The organism is Pseudomonas sp. H3_D04 (genome assembly GCF_054669175.1).
On the sequence record NZ_CP162801.1, the window covers coordinates 3173182 to 3190813 of the forward strand.

The 17632-nt window shown below is 57.5% G+C and carries 18 protein-coding genes; 8 read left to right on the forward strand and 10 right to left on the reverse strand.

From position 1 onward, the window contains the following. Positions 1-39: 39 nt before the first annotated feature. From AB4N91_RS14680 to AB4N91_RS14700, 5 genes are all read left to right on the forward strand, one after another. Entirely contained in the window at positions 40-762 is a 723-nt protein-coding gene (locus AB4N91_RS14680; RefSeq protein ID WP_154911655.1) for a nuclease-related domain-containing protein, read from the forward strand. A gap of 49 nt (positions 763-811) precedes the next feature. Further along, the gene (locus tag AB4N91_RS14685; protein ID WP_256578040.1) at positions 812-946 is read left to right on the forward strand and encodes a hypothetical protein; all 135 of its coding nucleotides are present in this window, start codon (positions 812-814) and stop codon (positions 944-946) included. Positions 947-1208: 262 nt separating this feature from the next. After that, a complete protein-coding gene (locus AB4N91_RS14690; protein WP_010459284.1) occupies positions 1209-2663 on the forward strand; it encodes a TrkH family potassium uptake protein in 1455 nt (484 codons plus the stop codon). Positions 2664-2943: 280 nt separating this feature from the next. Continuing rightward, entirely contained in the window at positions 2944-5526 is a 2583-nt protein-coding gene (locus AB4N91_RS14695) for a bifunctional diguanylate cyclase/phosphodiesterase (protein ID WP_154911643.1), read from the forward strand. A 202-nt stretch (positions 5527-5728) separates the two neighbouring features. After that, positions 5729-6055 carry a hypothetical protein gene (locus AB4N91_RS14700; protein WP_460112613.1) on the forward strand — a complete coding sequence of 109 codons (327 nt, stop codon included), beginning with the start codon at positions 5729-5731 and terminating at the stop codon, positions 6053-6055. A 97-nt stretch (positions 6056-6152) separates the two neighbouring features. Here AB4N91_RS14700 and AB4N91_RS14705 read toward each other — a convergent pair whose 3' ends face one another. Continuing rightward, positions 6153-6428, reverse strand: coding sequence for an META domain-containing protein (locus AB4N91_RS14705; protein ID WP_221109186.1), 276 nt, complete (start codon positions 6426-6428; stop codon positions 6153-6155). 331 nt (positions 6429-6759) lie between these two features. Here AB4N91_RS14705 and AB4N91_RS14710 point away from each other — a divergent pair, with 331 nt between their 5' ends. Next, the gene (locus tag AB4N91_RS14710) at positions 6760-7245 is read left to right on the forward strand and encodes a DUF6130 family protein (protein ID WP_083377044.1); all 486 of its coding nucleotides are present in this window, start codon (positions 6760-6762) and stop codon (positions 7243-7245) included. A 112-nt stretch (positions 7246-7357) separates the two neighbouring features. Here AB4N91_RS14710 and AB4N91_RS14715 read toward each other — a convergent pair whose 3' ends face one another. The 6 genes from AB4N91_RS14715 to AB4N91_RS14740 all read right to left on the reverse strand — a co-directional run bounded on the left by AB4N91_RS14715 (position 7358) and on the right by AB4N91_RS14740 (position 13106). Then, a complete protein-coding gene (locus AB4N91_RS14715) occupies positions 7358-8674 on the reverse strand; it encodes a purine-cytosine permease family protein (protein ID WP_077749840.1) in 1317 nt (438 codons plus the stop codon). Positions 8675-8785: 111 nt separating this feature from the next. Next, on the reverse strand, positions 8786-9760 hold the full coding sequence (locus AB4N91_RS14720; RefSeq protein WP_083377046.1) for a 5-oxoprolinase subunit C family protein: 975 nt from the start codon (positions 9758-9760) through the stop codon (positions 8786-8788). Then, positions 9757-10629 (reverse strand): 5-oxoprolinase subunit B family protein, encoded by an 873-nt coding sequence (locus AB4N91_RS14725; protein WP_460112614.1) that lies wholly within the window; start codon positions 10627-10629, stop codon positions 9757-9759. Before AB4N91_RS14725 ends, AB4N91_RS14720 begins: the two co-directional genes overlap by 4 nt. Next, a complete protein-coding gene (locus AB4N91_RS14730; RefSeq protein WP_083377048.1) occupies positions 10626-11999 on the reverse strand; it encodes an acetyl-CoA carboxylase biotin carboxylase subunit in 1374 nt (457 codons plus the stop codon). Before AB4N91_RS14730 ends, AB4N91_RS14725 begins: the two co-directional genes overlap by 4 nt. A gap of 10 nt (positions 12000-12009) precedes the next feature. Then, a complete protein-coding gene (locus AB4N91_RS14735; RefSeq protein ID WP_077749837.1) occupies positions 12010-12255 on the reverse strand; it encodes an acetyl-CoA carboxylase in 246 nt (81 codons plus the stop codon). 92 nt (positions 12256-12347) lie between these two features. Next, positions 12348-13106, reverse strand: a complete 759-nt coding sequence (locus tag AB4N91_RS14740) for a 5-oxoprolinase subunit PxpA (RefSeq protein ID WP_010459262.1) — start codon at positions 13104-13106, stop codon at positions 12348-12350. A 125-nt stretch (positions 13107-13231) separates the two neighbouring features. Between AB4N91_RS14740 and AB4N91_RS14745 the strand changes: the two genes are divergently transcribed. Beyond that, complete coding sequence (locus AB4N91_RS14745) at positions 13232-14149, forward strand: LysR family transcriptional regulator (protein WP_460112615.1); 918 nt, start codon at positions 13232-13234, stop codon at positions 14147-14149. Positions 14150-14172: 23 nt separating this feature from the next. Here AB4N91_RS14745 and AB4N91_RS14750 read toward each other — a convergent pair whose 3' ends face one another. Then, positions 14173-15066, reverse strand: a complete 894-nt coding sequence (locus tag AB4N91_RS14750; RefSeq protein WP_169857290.1) for a transporter substrate-binding domain-containing protein — start codon at positions 15064-15066, stop codon at positions 14173-14175. 492 nt (positions 15067-15558) lie between these two features. On the opposite strand from AB4N91_RS14750, the gene AB4N91_RS14755 reads away from it, so the two are divergent. Beyond that, on the forward strand, positions 15559-16038 hold the full coding sequence (locus AB4N91_RS14755; protein WP_010459256.1) for a hypothetical protein: 480 nt from the start codon (positions 15559-15561) through the stop codon (positions 16036-16038). A gap of 177 nt (positions 16039-16215) precedes the next feature. On the opposite strand, the gene AB4N91_RS14760 is transcribed toward AB4N91_RS14755, so the two are convergent. After that, the gene (locus tag AB4N91_RS14760; RefSeq protein WP_010459253.1) at positions 16216-16545 is read right to left on the reverse strand and encodes a DHCW motif cupin fold protein; all 330 of its coding nucleotides are present in this window, start codon (positions 16543-16545) and stop codon (positions 16216-16218) included. Between the two features lie 160 nt (positions 16546-16705). After that, positions 16706-17560: a LysR substrate-binding domain-containing protein gene (locus AB4N91_RS14765; protein ID WP_460112617.1), complete on the reverse strand. Its 855-nt coding sequence runs from the start codon at positions 17558-17560 to the stop codon at positions 16706-16708. Positions 17561-17632 lie beyond the last annotated feature (72 nt).

The window sequence follows — 17632 nt, forward strand, 5'->3', positions numbered from 1 at the left end:
CACCCCTTACTCAACACCCTGGTCTGGCTGCTACCGCTGATGCTGGTATGGACGCTGCTGCGCACGCGCCTGTTCAAAGGCTGGTTCGGTGAGCGTCTGGTGCGTTTGCGCGCACACTTTAGATTGGATCGTCAGGTTTACCGTCGCCTGCATGACGTGACACTGATCACCCCGGACGGCACCACGCAGATCGACCATGTGTTTGTGTCGCCCTTCGGCATTTTTGTGCTGGAGACCAAGCACATGAAAGGCTGGATCTTCGGTGGTGAGAAGCAGGCTCAGTGGACGCAGCTGATTTACAAGAAGCGCTTCGCCTTCCAGAACCCGAACCGCCAGAACTACAAACACTTGAAGGCCCTGCAAGCGGCGTTGGGCATCGGCCCGGACTTTGTGCATTCGGTCATCGTGTTTGTCGGCCCAAGCACTTTCAAGACCAGGATGCCGGCTAATGTCACCCGAGGCGGTGGCTGGGTCCATTACATCAAGTCTTTCCAGCAAACGGTGTTCAGCGAGGCGCAGGTGACGGCCATGTTGCAGACCTTGCAAGCAGGTCGCCTGGCGCCGACGCTCGCTACCCGGCGTGAACATGTGCAACGCCTGAAGCAACGCGACGATCCATCGGCCTCGCGCCAATGCCCGCGCTGCGGCAGTGCGCTGGTGGTGCGGACATACAACGGTGGCCCGAGGAGCGGTCAACAGTTTTGGGGCTGCAGCACTTTTCCCAAGTGCCGAACGGTGCAGCCCATTTCGCCAGGCAGCTAAGCTGAATGAGTAGGCCCTTTCGCGAATTACCGCAGTTCAGGAGGCGCAAATGAGCAAGCAACCTCAACCCCGTAGCCGCTCCAACCCCCAGCCCAAGTCCCGCCCGGTCGTACCTGACCTGCCCAGCAAAACCGGCAACAAGTCCGGGGGCTTGCGCGGTAACTACCCGTCGAAGAAGCCTTGAAGATGAAAGGTGACCATGAAAGGTGACAGCTCTATTTAAAGCGTTTTGGGCGAATGGCTTTATGAAGCAAAGCAACATGACGCGCTGATACATTCGCCCTTTTTCAGCAAGGAAAGCATTATGCGAAGGATTATCGCAACAGGGCGCTCTTGCTAGCCTCACTTATCCCGACGGGTCGCTGGCAGAAATTTTACGCAAAATTTACGGGTTTGACGGGGTGCGCATCCGATACTGCGCGGTGCAAATTTGGAACGTTATTGTTATGTCCCTCGCAGCCATTCGGCTTATCGGATTCATCCTAGGGCTTTTTCTAATCACGCTGGCCGTGAGCATGGCTATTCCCATGATCACACTGGTGGTCTATGAGCGTAGCGACGATCTGTCAGCATTTCTCTGGTCGAGTTTGATTACCTTTATCTGTGGCCTCCTGTTAATCGTGAGGGGACGCCCGGATACTGGCCAGCTTCGTCCCAGGGATATGTACCTGCTGACGACCGGAAGCTGGGTAGTTGTATGCACCTTCGCAGCGTTGCCAATGGTGTTCATCAGCGATATCAGCTACACCGATGCATTCTTTGAAACGATGTCTGGTATCACAACCACTGGTTCGACTGTACTCACCGGTTTGGATAGCTCATCTCCCGGCTTGTTGATATGGCGCTCCATGCTGCATTGGTTAGGAGGCATCGGCTTCATCGGCATGGCGGTGGCGATCCTCCCACTGTTGCGAGTAGGCGGCATGCGTCTGTTCCAGACAGAGTCCTCAGACTGGTCGGAGAAAGTGACACCTCGCTCCCACATGGCAGCCAAGTACATTCTTTTGCTCTACCTTGGGCTGACTGGGATCGGAACCCTGGCGCTCTGGCTCGCTGGAATGACGCCATTTGAAGCGGTCAACCACGCAATGTCATTGATCTCCACCGGGGGATTTTCGACTTCGGACTCCTCACTTGGGCATTGGACGCAACCAGCGATTCACTGGGTAGCGGTGGCCATCATGATTCTGGGCAGCCTGCCATTCACTTTGTACGTCGCGACATTGCGGGGCAATCGGCGCGCGCTGCTCAAGGATCACCAGGTCCGCGGATTTATTGGGTTCCTGTTCGTCACATCACTCTGCGTGGGCACCTGGCTGTATTTTCACAGCGATTACGGATGGTGGGACGCGTTTCGTATCGTGGCAGTGAACGTGACCTCGGTTGTCACGACCACCGGAGTTGCGGTTGGCGACTACACCTTGTGGGGCAGCTTCGCGGTCTTGCTCTTTTTCTACCTGACCTTCGTCGGTGGATGTTCAGGCTCAACGGCAGGTGGCCTTAAAATCTTCCGTTTCCAGGTTGCAGCCGCTCTCCTGGTCAGTAGCTTGAAGCAGTTGATCCATCCTCGAGCCGTGATACAGAAGAAGTACAACGGTCATCCGATCGACGAGGAAATCGTGCGCTCGCTTTTGACCTTCTCGTTCTTCTTCACGATCACTATTGCGGCCATCGCCTTGGGCCTGGCGCTCATTGGGCTTGATTGGACTACAGCGTTGAGCGGTGCCGCTACTGCGGTGTGTAACGTCGGGCCAGGGCTGGGCACGATCATTGGGCCCGCCGGTAATTTCTCAACATTACCTGATGCGGCCAAATGGCTACTGACCATTGGAATGCTTCTGGGAAGACTGGAAATCCTGACGGTGCTGGTACTTGTCACTCCAGTTTTCTGGAAATATTGACCCACCTTGTCGAGGGCTGAGTCTAAAAAGTACATGGGGGGGGCGGCGAGTACTGCCATATAAAGATCAGTAGTCGTTTGAGTTGCTGCTTCGGCAGATGACTGCCTCTCGCCGTTGGCAACAAGCCTATTGCATCGGTAGCGCAACGCGTCTTCGTGAAATCCCGTCTCCGGCAGACTGGGCAGACCTGCTTGGCGCGACGGACGGGCATTCACTATTTAGCGTCGACTGCCGACAACCTGATATGTAAATAACTAGCTTCAACGAGTACCGGTCATTTATGCCTAACGCTCTCCCCACCATCTCTTGTTCTTCAACCAATCGCTCAAGCGTGGCCCTGACTCGAACTTCGCTATTCAAGTTTGTGGGTCTTTTGGCGGGGGTTTTCTTATTTGCCTGCTATTCACTTGTTTATGTTGCGCAAAATCTAGATCGGACGGAGGAGCGTGACAGTGCGTTTTACACGAAGAAAGCCGTGGAATCGTTGGAAAAATCGCTGAGCTCGACCGTCAAGGATTACGCCTTTTGGGGCGATGCTTACAAGCACTTGCATACTCAGGTAGACGTGGACTGGGCGTACGTACGGCAAAATCTCGGGACGACACTTTATACAGAGTTTGGGTTTCGGGGAGTGTTTGTAGTCAACGATGTCAATCGTACCGTTTATTCCTTGGTCAAGGGTCAGAGGGTGTCAGTTGAAGTCGAACAATGGCTCGAACAGTCTGTTGATGCGATTCTCGATCAAGCACGTGAGGGAGCGGAAACCGAAACGCCGACGACTACGTTCATCAATGTTGGAGGGATACCTGCCCTCGTCGCTGCTGCTGCGATTACGCCCGGAACCGATCCAACGGTCATAGCGGATGATAGATCGGCGTCGGTGTTGATATTCGTTGACATGTTGGACAGCGCCAAGCTCGCAACAGTAGGCCGGGATTTCGGGGTAGATGGCCTGCACACGGCCGCTCCCGACGAAATTCCCTTGGTGTCTGCCTATCCCCTGGGCGAGGCCGGTACAGCAGGCGTCCTGCAATGGAGTCCGCACAAACCAGGGCTGCAATTATTGGCGCTGGGGTTGCCCTTGGTGGGACTCGCTGCGCTGCTGGTGTGCCTGATGACTTGGGTGATCTTGCGTCGTACGACGGCCGCTGCGCAGGCGCTTGACGCCAGCTATGCATCGCTGCAAAGCAGTCAGACCGACCTTGCCACCAGTGAGGCGCGCTTTCGTGATGTTGTTGAGGCCAGTTCGGATTGGGTATGGGAAATGGACGCCGGTTGGCGCTTCACCTATCTATCCGAGCGCTTTGAAGATATCACGGGCTTTTCCAGGACTGCATGGATTGGTGCGGCGATGGATGATCTGCTGCGCACTGAATTAGGCACTTTATCTCAGTGGCTCAGTATTCCGAACCGTCGTCCGGATATCAGTGTTCAGTGCCGCTACGTGGATACAAATGGCCAAGAGCGAATCACCCGTCTTTCGGCGCGAGTCATGGCAGGAGGAGGATTCCGGGGGACAGCAACCGACGTCACGGAGGAAGTTGAAGCCCGTCGACGAATCGAATTCCTCTCACAACATGATGCCCTGACCGGCCTTCCCAACAGGACACGACTACAGGAGTTTCTTGATGGCAAACTCAAAGCGTTGCCGACACTAGAACAACCCTTGGTCATGCTCAGTCTGGACCTTGATCGATTCAAACCAGTGAATGATCTGTTAGGACATGCCGCAGGTGACCTGGTGCTTAACCAGGTGTCGAGCCGCTTGGCAGACTGTGTTCGCCACGGTGATCTTGTCGCTCGGATTGGGGGGGACGAGTTTGTACTGATACTCACCGATGTCAGTTCCCAGGAGGAAGTCGAGGCGCTTTGTCGCCGTTTGATCGAGTCCATCGAGCAGCCGATTCAAATCAATGAGCAAGAGGTATTTGTCAGTGCCAGTATTGGTATCGCGATGGCGCCAAATGACGCTAGCGAGGCGACTGAGCTGCTACGTTATGCGGATATTGCGTTGTATGAAGCCAAGGCTGGAGGTCGTAATACCTGGCGTTTCTATGCGGGGGATATGAACGCCAGGATTATTGAGCGGCGTCGTCTGGAAAGTGATCTGCGCTTTGCAATAAAGAATGGAGAACTTCGACTCCACTTCCAACCGCGCTACCGAATCTCAGACGGGCAGATGGTCGGCGCTGAAGCGTTGATACGGTGGCAACATCCTGAGCGCGGGTTAATACCTCCCGATACGTTCATCCCCATCGCTGAAGAATCCGGCCTGATTCTTTTCTTGAGTGACTGGGTCATCGACACCGCCTGCCGTTGCGCCGCACGGTGGCCGGAACACTTGTTTGTATCCGTCAACCTTTCACCTAGCGAATTCAAGCGAGGCAATTTGGTGGAGCGTGTGCAGAAAGCACTTCACGACTCAGGAATCGCGCCTACCCGGGTAGAGTTGGAGATTACTGAAAACGTCATGCTCGAAGATGCCCCCGGCGCACTAGAGCTGATGCGTACATTGAAGCGCCTGGGCGTGCGCATATGCATGGACGACTTTGGCACGGGGTATTCTTCACTGAGTTATTTGCGCACGTTCCCCTTCGATGGCCTGAAGATAGACCGGAGCTTTCTAAACAAACTGGTCGAAAGTGATGATGAGTCCATCATCCAGGCGATTGTGGGCTTGGGCCGCGCGTTATCACTCACCGTTACGGCGGAAGGGATTGAAACTGCCGAACAGTTGGATTTGCTCAAAGCAGTGTCGTGCGATGAAGGCCAAGGTTTCTTTCTAAGTCGGCCACTTGATACTGACGCCTTTAACCTGTTGGTGAAGGCCCGAAAAAACACAGACGCCAAGAGCAAGGTTTAGTAAAAGGTAACAAATCCATTTAAAGCGTTTTTGGCGAATGACGTCATGAAGCAAGACAGAATGGCGCCTGATGCATTCGCCCTTTTCGGGAGGAAAAACGATGCGAAGGAGTATCGCAACGGGGGCGCTCTTGCTGGCTTTGGGCGGGTGCGCAACCTCACCCCTGCCGGTTTCTGAAGCCAGGCCAGTGCCGGCCGACAAGATGTACGCGTTCAAAAGCCAGGGCACGAAAGAGCCTGGACGCCTGACTATTGTCCGTGATGACGGGTTTGTCGGTGCGGGATGTGACGCCATGTTCTACATCGATGGTCAGCGCGCAGCCAAGATAGGCCCCGGTCAAAAGGCATCTTTCGTTTTGCCTGCCGGTGACGTGAATCTCGGTGCCGGGCTCGCCGAGTCTGGATTATGTTCGGGTGCCGCGATCAAAACGGTCGCGGCCAGGATCAAGCCAGGCAAAGAAGTGATTTATCGAATCAACTGGGATACGCAAGCTTTCTACTTGGGCCCTTACGTTGAATATGGACGTTGAGCCCAGACGGTTCTGGTCTGTTTCGCACGCTGCACCACCCCGAGCGAGTGATCGCAAACACCAAAGCGTACGGATGGCTCACAACCCCGATCATGTTTTATTTCAGTTCCGTTCTTATTTCGGTTCCGGGTACGAAAAATTTGCCGGGATCATCGACCTTCTTCAGGTCAACCAAGGCCCGGCAAATGCAATGTGAGAATTGCTCCTGCAACGTTTCGGGGTCTGTCCATGCCATTTGCGATGCTGGCAAATGTTGTGCCTCGGTCGATTTATAGCAGACACAATTGTCTAGTCGGGTGACGCCATTATCATTTGTGCTCTGACAAGCAGTGGTCAGCAAAGAGATCGCGATAAGCATGACGATACGTTTCATTGGCTCCCCTCCGAGGCTGTTGTGAAGGGCTGACGCTCAAGATCGGGCTGGCTGTTGTAACGACGTGGTGACCGCTGAAGGCGGCGACACGCCATGGCCGCAAAACCCGGTCTGCTTAATAAGCCCGACAGTAGAAGGAAGCTTAGCTGTCATTTTGCGTCGCTCCATTTACTGGCTGTTTTTAGCCGATCACCGTCATTAAAGGGCTCGTATTCAACACCCGTTTTCTGCCCTTCCCCACTCGGCTGTTTTGCAGAGAGAGGCAGCTTGGGCATAGACAACTGCCCGGTTTGATCTAGCCTTGGATGAGATCACGCGGGAGAAAAACACCATGTCCCTTGCTCTCAGAAATCTATCTACCTTTGCGTTGGGTGCCTTCCTTTGCGTAGCCGCGTGGGGTCAAGGGGTAGCAGACACCGATCAGCCACCGGCCATACTCCCACTGGAGTCTGAGGCAGGACCAAAACTCATTGCCTACCCGCCGCTCGCCGCGCCGCTGGCCCGCGGGGTTGTCATTATTCAGTATCGAACCGAGCACGCCCGGATCATGCCGGTATTTGGCAAAACGGCTGTCGAAGTATCACCACGGCTCGGCCACCTTCACGTGACCGTCGACGACTGGAAAGGTACTTGGGCGCACACCAGTGAAGACCCGATTATTTTGGTTGGGCTGACGCCGGGCGCTCACAAGGTTCTACTTGAAGTGGCTGATCCGAGTCATAAGATTTTGACCAGTACGGTGGTGAACTTTGTCGTTCCACAGAAGAACCCAGCGGACGCTCCTCATGTTGAAGAACGCCACGCAGTGAAACCATAACGGTTGTGCCATCAGCAGCCCTGGAACATTCATCAGCGGATTCGTCATGAGCGTCCGATGCCTGCTCTAACGTGTTAGAGCAGGCAAGCGCACAACGAGTGACTGAAAAATCCTACTCAGCCAACACTAACCGGTGCCGATGGGATAAGCCCGACTGCAACGCAAATGCAACGATTACCGTAGAGGGTGCGGAAAAACTGCTCAGGCCACCGCCAACAAACATCAACGCAAGCCCCAAAGCGGTGGCACCAAACCACGCCGTCAAACCCACGGAATTGAACGCGGGCACCCGTTCGAGTGCCGCCATTTCATTGCGCCCGTAGTGTATCTGCGCCAACGCCACGCCGACCCAGGCCACCACGAAGATCCCCTGATAGGCCAACGCTTTGAGGAGGTAGGCAAACACGTCCGCGAGCATCAAGCCGTAGACGATCACCCCCACTACCAATGCCCACATCAAGTACGAACCGCGCAGGCCAAAACGCCCGAAGAACGCCTGCATGTTCAGTGTCGCCAGGTAGTAATTGGCGGTGTTGATCCGGGTTTGCGTGGCCCAGACAAACAACAAGCCCCACAAGCCCATCAATTGCAGAATCGCCATCACCACAGAGACTTCGTTCAGCGCACCTTCGTGGGGAATACTGCTGACCAGATAGATGCCCGCCGCGCCATTGAGCAGGAAGGTCACCGCGTAGAACGGCATGCCGAAGTTCCAGCGCCCGTGATACTCGGCGTCCTCAGGCTTGCCGAAACGCGCGTAGTCGAAGGTGAACAGCATCAGCACCCAGACCCCCATGTAAGCGACAAAGCAGTCCCACCAGCCGAAGGCGCTGGGTGTTGCCGGGCCGAAATCCAGCCATTGCGGCTGGTAGCCATATCGACTGATCGAGAGCCCGACCGCCACCAGCAAACCGCCCAGATACACCGGCAACAACACGCCGTTGAGCTTGTCCAGCCAATGCTGCACGCTGCCCAGAATCATTGGCACGCTGTAGAGCACCACCGCCAATGCGGCCAGCGGATAAACCAGCTCCGGATACAGGTGATTGAGCGCCACGGCGATTACCGAGCCTTCGAATACCGCGTAGTAGATCGCCGTGGAAAAGAAGATCAACGTTGCCAGGCACGCCCCGGTACTGCCGAACAGCAACCGTGAAAACAACGCCACCGACAAGCCGCTGCGGATCGCAAAGCGGCTGAGCACGCTATTGACCAGCCCGTAGCTGATCACCGACAGAACCATGCCGATCAGTGCGTTGCGGGCTCCGTACGACAACGCCAGTGAGGCGCCGACCACGATGTAAAACATCGCACTGCACACCGCCCACCAGGCCATGGTCAGGGACAATCGCCCCATGCGCGCTTCGGCTGGAACGGGTTGATTGGCCGGGTCTTGCCCGGTTTGACTCGATTGCGATAAAGCAGCCATGTGCGTGAACTCCAAAACCAGTCAAAGGTTGAAGCGCGGGCAGCCGCCACCGCACCGAAGTGCGGCGTTGGCTTACCGTTTGGCATTACCCGCGCAATGCGGCGGGCAGAATCAGGAAGGGAACAGCTTGCTCAGGCAGCTGAGTTTTTTCTTATAGGAACGTCGCGCTTCCAGCGCCTCTTCGAGGGTCACCGCGACAAAGCGGGCCTTCTGGTTCGGTTGCATCTGGCCGATCAAGTCGAGGTCGGCGCTGATCACCGTGCCGATCATCGCGTAGCCTCCGCCGGACACGGCGTCGCGATGCAACACGATCGGTTCGAGCCCGGCCGGGACCTGGATCGAGCCAATGGGGTAGCAACTGTCGACGATGTTCGACGGATCAGAACCGGCGCCGAACGGCTGCTCGCGGGGCTCAAAGCTCAGCGCGCTGCCGCCCTTGAAGCGGTAGCCGATGCGGTCTGCTTCCGAGCCCACCGTCCAGGGTTCGGCAAAGAAACTATGCGCGGCGGATTCGCTCAAGCGGTGGTAGTAAAGACCCGGCACCACCCGCAGAGTGATTTCGCCCCCCAAGGACTGGCGCAACGCCATGGGCAAACTGGCCCCGGCGCGGCTCTTTCCGCTGGCGATACCGACGGGCAATTCATCACCCGCCACCAGCCTGCGCCCCTGAAAACCACCGAGCGCACCCAGCGCATAAGTGGAACGACTGCCGAGCACGATCGGCACATCGATGCCGCCGGCCACCGCCACGTAAGCGCGGGCGCCAGCCTTGGGAAAGTCAAAGCGCAGCACTTGCCCGGCCTTCACCGCAAACGCCGTGTCGTGGTGCATTTCCACGCCATCGACCCGTGGGGTCATGTGCGCGCCGGACACAGCCACCAGCGCGTCTTGTTGAAACTCCAGCTCCGGCCCCAGCAACGTGCATTCCAGTGCTGCCGCCCCCGCCGGGTTACCGACCAGTTGATTGGCCGCACTCAAGGCGTACTGATCAAGCGCGCCGGAGGGCGGAATGCCCAAGTGGTAATACCCTTCGCGTCCCAGGTCCTGTACCGACGTGGCGAGACCGGGTTTGAGTACCTTGATCATGCCAACACCTCCTGCAGCGACTTGGGATAGCCAACGGGATCGGCCAGAAACGCATCCAGCGAAAACTCCACCGGCCGGATCCGCAGATCGAAGCAACCGGCTTCCACTTCGGCCACCGCGTGGTCATACGACTCACGGTCCATCGGTTTGAACTGCACGATGTCACCGGGGCGGAAAAACACCATGTGCTCTTTCAGGTACGCCAGGTTCTGCTGTGGGTCGTAGATCGGTGCCGGTGTGACGCCAAACATCTGATAACCACCGGCACCGCGCACCGAGTAGATGCAGCCAAAGCAACCGCCATGACCCAAGGTCAGTTTTGGCGTGTCGGTACGCGGGCGCAGGTATTTGGGCACCTGCAACTGCCGCTCGCGCTCGACCATCTGGAACATGAACGGCAGCCCGGCGACGAAGCCGACCATCGAGACAAACCACGGCGCACCACTGTGGGCGGCGATAAACGCGTCGACGTCCGCTAGGCCGTTGATCCGTGCGGCGTATTCCAGGTCCGTGGCGCTCGGGTCCTGATGCCGGTCGCGAAAGCGCATCAGGGTTTCGTGGGTCCAGGGGTCGTTGTACAGCACCGGAATCTCGATGATCCGCGTCTGCAACGTGCGTTCGGCGACGGCCCCGACTTCGGCGATCTTTACCGCTTCGAGCAAGGTATGAGGGGCGATGCGATCCGGGTCAAAACGGATCTGGAATGACGCGTTGGCCAGGCAGATATCGAGCACGCCATCCAGTGCCAGCCGTTCCACCGCGCGAGTGACGGCCAGGCCCTTGAAGAACGCGTCCAGGGACATGCTGTCGCTGACTTCGGCGAACAGGTGCTCATCGGCGCCAAAGCTGTAGCGGATGGGAGTGCTCATACTTCACCTCCGAAACGGCGCTCGGCCAGCCAGGTTTCCAGGGTGCCGGTGTGAAAGTCGGCGCTGTGCAGCCACGGTTGCTCCAGCAGTACGCCGTGCAGGGACAAGGTGCTGGCCATGCCAGTGAGCGTGGTTCGCCTTACCGCAACCCGCGCACGGGCCAGGGCTTCGGCGCGATCAGCGCCATGCACGATCAGCTTGGCCAGCAGCGAGTCATAGTACGGCGGCACACGGTAGCCTTGATACAGATGAGTATCGACGCGAATGCCCTCACCCTGCGGCCAGATCAGTTCCTCGACCAGCCCCGGGCTGGGAAAGAAATCCCGCGCCGGGTCTTCAGCGTTCAGGCGCATTTGCAGGGCGGCGCCGTTGAGCTGGATATCACTCTGCTTGAAGCCCAGCGGTTCACCCCCGGCAATGCGCAACATGGCCTGGACCAGATCGATGCCGGTGATTAATTCGCTGACCGGGTGCTCAACCTGAATCCGCGTATTCATCTCGATAAAGAAAAACTCGCCGGTGGCGTCGTCATACAGATACTCCAGCGTCCCGGCGCCCTTGTAGCCGAGGGATTCGGTCAGGCGCACGGCGCTGGCGCAGAGGGTTTCCCGTTGCTGCTGACTGAGGGCCGGTGACGGCGCTTCTTCAAAGATTTTCTGCCTGCGACGTTGCAGGGAACATTCCCGCTCAAACAAATGCACGGCGTGCTGACCGTCGCCCAAGACCTGCACTTCAATGTGCCGGGCCTTGCTGATAAACCGCTCCAGGTAAACCGCGCCATTGCCAAACGCGGCCTGGGCTTCACGCTGTGAGCGGGGAAACTCTTCTGTCAGTTGCTGGGCGTTTTCCGCCAGGCGAATGCCGCGCCCGCCCCCACCGGCCGAGGCTTTGATCAACAGAGGGAAGCCCACGGCTTCGGCGGCCTTAAGCGCCGATTCGACGTCGAACAATTCACCGGGGGAACCCGGCACCACCGGTACGCCGGCGGCTTGCGCAGTGCGCCGGGCCTCGGCTTTGTCGCCCATGCGCCGGATCGTGTCCGGGCTCGGGCCGACGAAAATGGCGCCGGCGGCAAGGACCGCTTCGGCAAAATCGGCGTTCTCCGAGAGAAAACCATAACCGGGGTGTACTGCATTGGCGCCGGTGGTTTTCAAGGCACCGAGCAACGCTTCGACGTTCAGGTAACTTTTATCCGCACGGGCCGGGCCAAGGACGTGGACTTCATCGGCCATGCGCGCGGCCTGGGAATCGACGTCTGCCTCGCTGCATGCCGCAACGGTGGGGATCCCCAACGCTTTGGCGGCGTGGATAATCCGCACGGCGATCTCGCCACGGTTGGCAATCAATAATTTACGAATACCTTGAGTCATGATCGCGCCCTCACTCGTCGTCGAGTGTTGCGACGACCTGACCCGGTTCCACCGGATCGCCGTCTTCTACCAGGAATGCGCTGAGGCGACCGGCCTTTCCGGCGGTCAGTTCGGAAAACTGCTTCATGACCTCGATCAGGCCAATCACCGTGTCGGCACTGACCTGCGCGCCCACCTCGACGAAGTTCGCCGATTCAGGAGTCGCTTTGCGGTAGAAGGTCCCGGGCAACGGGGTGATTACAGTGTGTTCGGCCATGTCTGTTCCTCTTGGAATAGTTGTAGAAAGGCAGGCAAAAATGAATCGGTGTGCAAGCCCTGGCATCTGTGTGCCAGGTGTCTCGTCCTGATTTAGCGCGGTGCACGAACCTCGATCCCGGCGCTGTCGAGGGCACTGCGCGTGGCTTCGACCAACGCCAGGGCGCCAGGGGTGTCGCTGTGTAAACAGATCGAATCGAATTCGATCGCCAGGTCTTCACCCTCGACCGTGCGCACCACGCCTTGCTGACAGGCACGCAGTACTCGCGCGGCCACTTGCGCCGGATCGTAGGCTCGTACGTTGCGGGTGAAGACGATGGAGCCCGTGAGGTCGTATTCGCGGTCGGCGTAGAACTCGCGGATTACCGGTTGGCCAAGCTCCTTGGCGACCCGCCAGATCACCGAGTCGGGCATGCAATACAGCAGCAACTCAGGCTCCAGGCGCTGGAGGTTTTCCACCAGCAGACGGGCGGCCTGTTCGTCCCGGGCCAGGTGCATGTAGAGCGCGCCATGGGGCTTGATGTGTTGCAGGGCTACGCCTTGAACCCGGGCGAGTTCACGCAGGGCGCCCAACTGGTAGAGCATGTCGTCGACCAGCTCCTGGGCCGGTGCATTGATGTGCCGGCGGCCAAATCCAACCAGGTCGCGGAACCCCGGGTGCGCGCCGATGGCCACGCCCAGGCGCTTGGCCTGCTCGATGGTGCGGCGCATGGTGCCGGGGTCGCCGGCATGAAAACCGGTGGCGATATTGGCTGAACTGATAAAGCCCATCAGTTCGTTGTCGACGCCATCGCCAATGGTCCATGGGCCGAAGCCTTCGCCCATGTCCGAATTGAAATCTACTGCTTGCATGACGCTTGCTCCTGACACTTGTGACTTCATGCAGGCCAAGTTAGATTCCTCCTTACCCCTTGGGAAGATCTATTAACAGATAGGGTATCTTCTGAAAAACAGATACCTCGTCATCCGGAGTGCCCATGTCACTGACCCTGCGCCAAGTCCGCTATTTCGTCGCCACCGCCGAGATCGGGCAAATTTCCCAGGCCGCGATCCATTTGAATATTTCCCAGTCGGCGGTGACCACGGCGATCAAGGAACTGGAGGGTATGCTGGGTGCGCTGTTGTTCCAGCGCTCGGCCCAGGGCATGAGCCTGACCGATGCCGGGCGGCACTTTCTGAATCGCGCGTATGTGATTTTGCGCAGTGTCGATGATGCGATGAACAGTCCGTTGCCGGACATTCGCGCCAGTGGCCTGCTGCGTCTGGCAGCGAGTTACACGGTGATCGGCTACTTCCTGCCGCACCACCTGCAACGCCTGGAACACTGGCATCCTGACGTGGCCATCGAAGTCCACGAACAGGAACGGACGGCCATCGAAGAAGGCCTGCTGGAAGGTCGATTCGACATGGCCGTGGTGCTTACCGCGAACCTCACTCACCCGGACATCGTCTCGGAAATTCTCTTCAACTCCGAACGACGGCTTTGGCTGCCCAGCCACCATCCACTGTGCGAACGTTCAGCGGTCAGCCTCGCCGACGTGGCGAAAGAACCCTACATCCTGCTGACCGTCGACGAAGCCGAACAAAGCGCCATGCGCTACTGGGAACACGCGCACCAACAGCCGAACGTGCGGGTGCGCACCAGTTCAGTGGAAGCGGTGCGCAGCATGGTCGCCAATGGCAGCGGCGTGGCGATCCTTTCGGACCTGGTGCACCGCCCTTGGTCACTGGAAGGAAAACGCATCGAGACCCTCACCGTCACCGATAGAGTGACGCCCATGAGCGTTGGTCTGGCGTGGCATCGCGAGCGCGAATTCAGCCCGGCCATGCAGGCGTTTCGTAATTACTTCCACGATGCGTTTTTGGCGCCGCAACAACTGTCTGCGCGACGCTGAAGTCGAGCAAAGTTCGTCAAGCTTTACAGCGCTGGTTTGTCACTGCGCGCCTTGAGATTGGCTTTGAGCTGTTCGCTCATCGGCATGTTCAGGTTCATTCCTTTTGGAGGAATCGGTGATTGAAACCACTTGGTGTATAGCCTTTCGAATTCGCCCGACTCCATCAGGCGGGTTATGGTGCCATCGACCAATTGCTTGAATTCAGGATCATCTTTGCGAAGCATGCAGCCGTAGGGTTCGACTTGCAGCGCATCACCCACGACTTCGAGCGAATCAGGATTTTTCGAGTTCGCCATGAGGCCAAACAGCAGGATATCGTCCATGGCAAACGCCACGGCACGATCATTTTCAACCAGCGCCATGGAGTCGTCATAGTCTTTGCCCAAGACGACCTGTACGTCTAGATTGTTGTCGGCACTGTATTGGCGAAGGACCTTCTCGTTCGTGCTGCCAACGGTACTGGCGACAGTCTTCTTTGCGAGATCGGCGTAGTTCTTTATGCCGGAGGTCTTCTTGGTCAACAGGCGCGTGCCTGTGTAGAAATGGCTAATTGCAAAAGCCACATCCTTGCCACGGGCAGCGTTGTTGGTGGTGGATCCGCACTCCAGATCGTATGTGCCATTGACCAGCAACGGAATGCGGGTTTGCGAAGACACCGGAATGTGAGCCACTTCCAGGTTCGGCTTGTTGAGCTTCCTGCGCACATCATCAACGATGGCATCGGTTAAATCGACTGAGAAACCTACGGCTTCGGCAGGACTGATCAAGTAGCTGAAAGGTACCGACGCCTCCCGGTAAGACACGGTGATTTTGTTACTGTCGGAAACTTTTTCGAGTGTCTGCGAATTCGCGGGAGATGCAATGGCGGACAAGCCTGCGGCGAGGATTGTCGTTGCTACGAAATATGAGGTTTTCATGGGACACCCTTGAAAGTATGAAAAAGGCAAAGACATCTCAAAACACACTGAAAAACGTAAAGGATGTGAGCACCAATTTCCGGCGTGTCTACGAAACGTTATTGCCAACACTACGCTCAGGGACGGTAGATACTTTGCGCCAGATCAGAAAACCGAGGCATGTGCGAAATCGCACGAATTTCATCGCGATGTTCAGGCGGCAGCTTTAATCGGGGATTACTTCGCGAAATGCCGACACGTCTGGAGCCGAATCATGAGCAAACAACCTCAGCCCCGCAGCCGCTCCAACCCTCAGCCCAGATCCCGCCCGATGGTGCCCGACTTGCCCAGCAAAACGGGCAATAAGTCCGGTGGCTTGCGCGGACGGCACGGGCGTGAGGCGCATCCATTGCTGCCATCGATAGTCACCATCAACTCAATGAAGTTCTCTTAAAAACTCCGGGGCGTAACATCGCCTCCATACCAAACAACTACACCCCGGAGCACACCATCATGAAACGCCAAATCCTTCTCAGCATCGCTTTCTCGGTTTTTGCAGTTAACGCTTTCGCCGCTTCTTCTGCTCACCCGGTTGTCGCTGAAGGCGGCTCGGATCGTCTGATTGAAAGTCGTGTGGCTGAGGGTGGTTCGGATCGTCTGATCGAAAACCGCGTTGCTGAAGGTGGTTCCGATCGTCTGATCGAAAACCGCGTCGCTGAAGGTGGTTCGGATCGCCTGATCGAAAACCGCGTCGCTGAAGGTGGTTCCGACCGTCTGATCGAAAACCGCGTTGCTGAAGGTGGTTCGGATCGCCTGATCGAAAACCGCGTCGCTGAAGGTGGTTCCGACCGTCTGATCGAAAACCGCGTCGCTGAAGGTGGTTCCGACCGTCTGATCGAAAACCGCGTCGCGGAAGGTGGTTCCGACCGTCTGATCGAAAACCGCGTCGCTGAGGGTGGTTCTGACCGCCTGATCGAAAGCCGCGCTGCCTGAATGAATGGCTTTACTGCGGCATCCAACAAGAAGCCCGGCCTGACATGCCGGGCTTTTTTACGCTCTGTTTTTACTCAGTCAAGCTCTGGACAGGCAGAACGGGCGCACAGTGCTGCCACAAACGTCCTTCGATGAGCACCTGACTCTGCAATGGGACGATCGTGGTTGGTACCAGAGTCAATCCACGATAAACAACTTCGCGCCTGTGGTGCTGAAAGATCGATGCCCCTCAGCGTTGTTGCCCACCTGATAGCTCATCCCCGCTGTAAGCGTGAATTGGCGACCATCCTCCAGTTCCGTGTGCAACTCGCCTTCCAGGCACAACAGGATATGCCCTCTCCAGCACCAGTGATCGGCCAGATAACCAGGACTGTATTCAACCATCCGCACACGCGTCGAACCAAACTGACAGGTTCGCCAATAGGCAGTGCCCGTCTGTCCGGCGTACTGGACAGGTTCGACAGTCGACCAATCGGTCGTACCAAAGGGAACATCCGTTAGATCCATGGGTGGCTCATCAATGACAGAGGATCTGTGGACCGTACCGCTCCAGTGGGGTTCTCGATAGATACAGATGCCCCGCATTTACGAGATACAGGCGCCCATCCAACCAAGATTGCCAGCTTGCAATCACTGACTCAAATGGATGCCGCTACGCCCATGCCAATCAAGCTCTGCGCGTGGAGCAATACTCCACAATGAGCTGAGTGACCCCTGCCACCATCGCCTGATCCGCTTCAGGTGAGGCGAACAGCCGACATTGCGCATCCGGCAATGCCGGCAATCCTTGTTCAGCCCCGATAACCGCCAGCCCCTGCCCCAACTGACTGAGAGGCATGGGCGCTATCGCGAAGCCTGCCAGTGCCGCCGCCCGCAACCCGGCGGTGCTGCTGCACAACATTGCCGTGCGTTGGGCGATTCCCGCCTGCGCCAGTCTCGTCAACGCGGCTTCGCGATAAGGGCACGGCGCGGGGAACAGGGCCAGCGGCAACGGCGTCGGTAACCGGGTGACGGGTTGCGCCGACCACGCCCACACCAGCGGCTCCTGCCACAGCAGCAACCCCGCTTCGCTGGTTTCGCACAACGAACCGATGACCACGTCCAGTTGCCCTTGCTTCATCAGCGTCAGCAACGAACCGGGGATGTTCACCTGCACCTCGATTTCCATCCCGGGGTACTGCGCCGCGAAATCCTGAACAGTGCGCAGCAATCGAGACTCGACAAAATCTTCGGACAACCCGATCCGCAACCGCCCGTGAAACGGTGTGCCTGTCAGGTCAGTCCAGGCATCACGGTTCAGCGTGAGGATCGTGCGTGCGTAAGCGACCAGGCGCTCGCCATCGGCCGTCAGTTGCTGGGAACGGGTGGTACGCGTCAACAGCGGCTTACCAATCTGCTCTTCCAATCGCCGCACATGACCACTGACCGCCGACTGAGTCAGGTGCAGCTTCTGGGCGGCACGGCTGAAGCCGTCTTCATCGACGACCGTGACAAATGTCTTGAGCAGCAACGTGTCGAACATAGTTTTATTCGTGATTAATCTAGTTGGAATTTACGATTTATATTTCAAATACAACTATGTTGCAATGCGTCA

Excerpts from the sequence above, each read along its gene's own strand:
- AB4N91_RS14680 (WP_154911655.1), top strand. The coding sequence starts at position 40 with ATGCTGGTATGGACGCTGCTGCGCACGCGCCTGTTCAAAGGCTGGTTC.
- AB4N91_RS14685 (WP_256578040.1), top strand. The coding sequence starts at position 812 with ATGAGCAAGCAACCTCAACCCCGTAGCCGCTCCAACCCCCAGCCCAAG.
- AB4N91_RS14690 (WP_010459284.1), top strand. The coding sequence starts at position 1,209 with ATGTCCCTCGCAGCCATTCGGCTTATCGGATTCATCCTAGGGCTTTTT.
- AB4N91_RS14695 (WP_154911643.1), top strand. The coding sequence starts at position 2,944 with ATGCCTAACGCTCTCCCCACCATCTCTTGTTCTTCAACCAATCGCTCA.
- AB4N91_RS14700 (WP_460112613.1), top strand. The coding sequence starts at position 5,729 with ATGTACGCGTTCAAAAGCCAGGGCACGAAAGAGCCTGGACGCCTGACT.
- AB4N91_RS14705 (WP_221109186.1), bottom strand. The coding sequence starts at position 6,428 with ATGAAACGTATCGTCATGCTTATCGCGATCTCTTTGCTGACCACTGCT.
- AB4N91_RS14710 (WP_083377044.1), top strand. The coding sequence starts at position 6,760 with ATGTCCCTTGCTCTCAGAAATCTATCTACCTTTGCGTTGGGTGCCTTC.
- AB4N91_RS14715 (WP_077749840.1), bottom strand. The coding sequence starts at position 8,674 with ATGGCTGCTTTATCGCAATCGAGTCAAACCGGGCAAGACCCGGCCAAT.
- AB4N91_RS14720 (WP_083377046.1), bottom strand. The coding sequence starts at position 9,760 with ATGATCAAGGTACTCAAACCCGGTCTCGCCACGTCGGTACAGGACCTG.
- AB4N91_RS14725 (WP_460112614.1), bottom strand. The coding sequence starts at position 10,629 with ATGAGCACTCCCATCCGCTACAGCTTTGGCGCCGATGAGCACCTGTTC.
- AB4N91_RS14730 (WP_083377048.1), bottom strand. The coding sequence starts at position 11,999 with ATGACTCAAGGTATTCGTAAATTATTGATTGCCAACCGTGGCGAGATC.
- AB4N91_RS14735 (WP_077749837.1), bottom strand. The coding sequence starts at position 12,255 with ATGGCCGAACACACTGTAATCACCCCGTTGCCCGGGACCTTCTACCGC.
- AB4N91_RS14740 (WP_010459262.1), bottom strand. The coding sequence starts at position 13,106 with ATGCAAGCAGTAGATTTCAATTCGGACATGGGCGAAGGCTTCGGCCCA.
- AB4N91_RS14745 (WP_460112615.1), top strand. The coding sequence starts at position 13,232 with ATGTCACTGACCCTGCGCCAAGTCCGCTATTTCGTCGCCACCGCCGAG.
- AB4N91_RS14750 (WP_169857290.1), bottom strand. The coding sequence starts at position 15,066 with ATGAAAACCTCATATTTCGTAGCAACGACAATCCTCGCCGCAGGCTTG.
- AB4N91_RS14755 (WP_010459256.1), top strand. The coding sequence starts at position 15,559 with ATGAAACGCCAAATCCTTCTCAGCATCGCTTTCTCGGTTTTTGCAGTT.
- AB4N91_RS14760 (WP_010459253.1), bottom strand. The coding sequence starts at position 16,545 with ATGGATCTAACGGATGTTCCCTTTGGTACGACCGATTGGTCGACTGTC.
- AB4N91_RS14765 (WP_460112617.1), bottom strand. The coding sequence starts at position 17,560 with ATGTTCGACACGTTGCTGCTCAAGACATTTGTCACGGTCGTCGATGAA.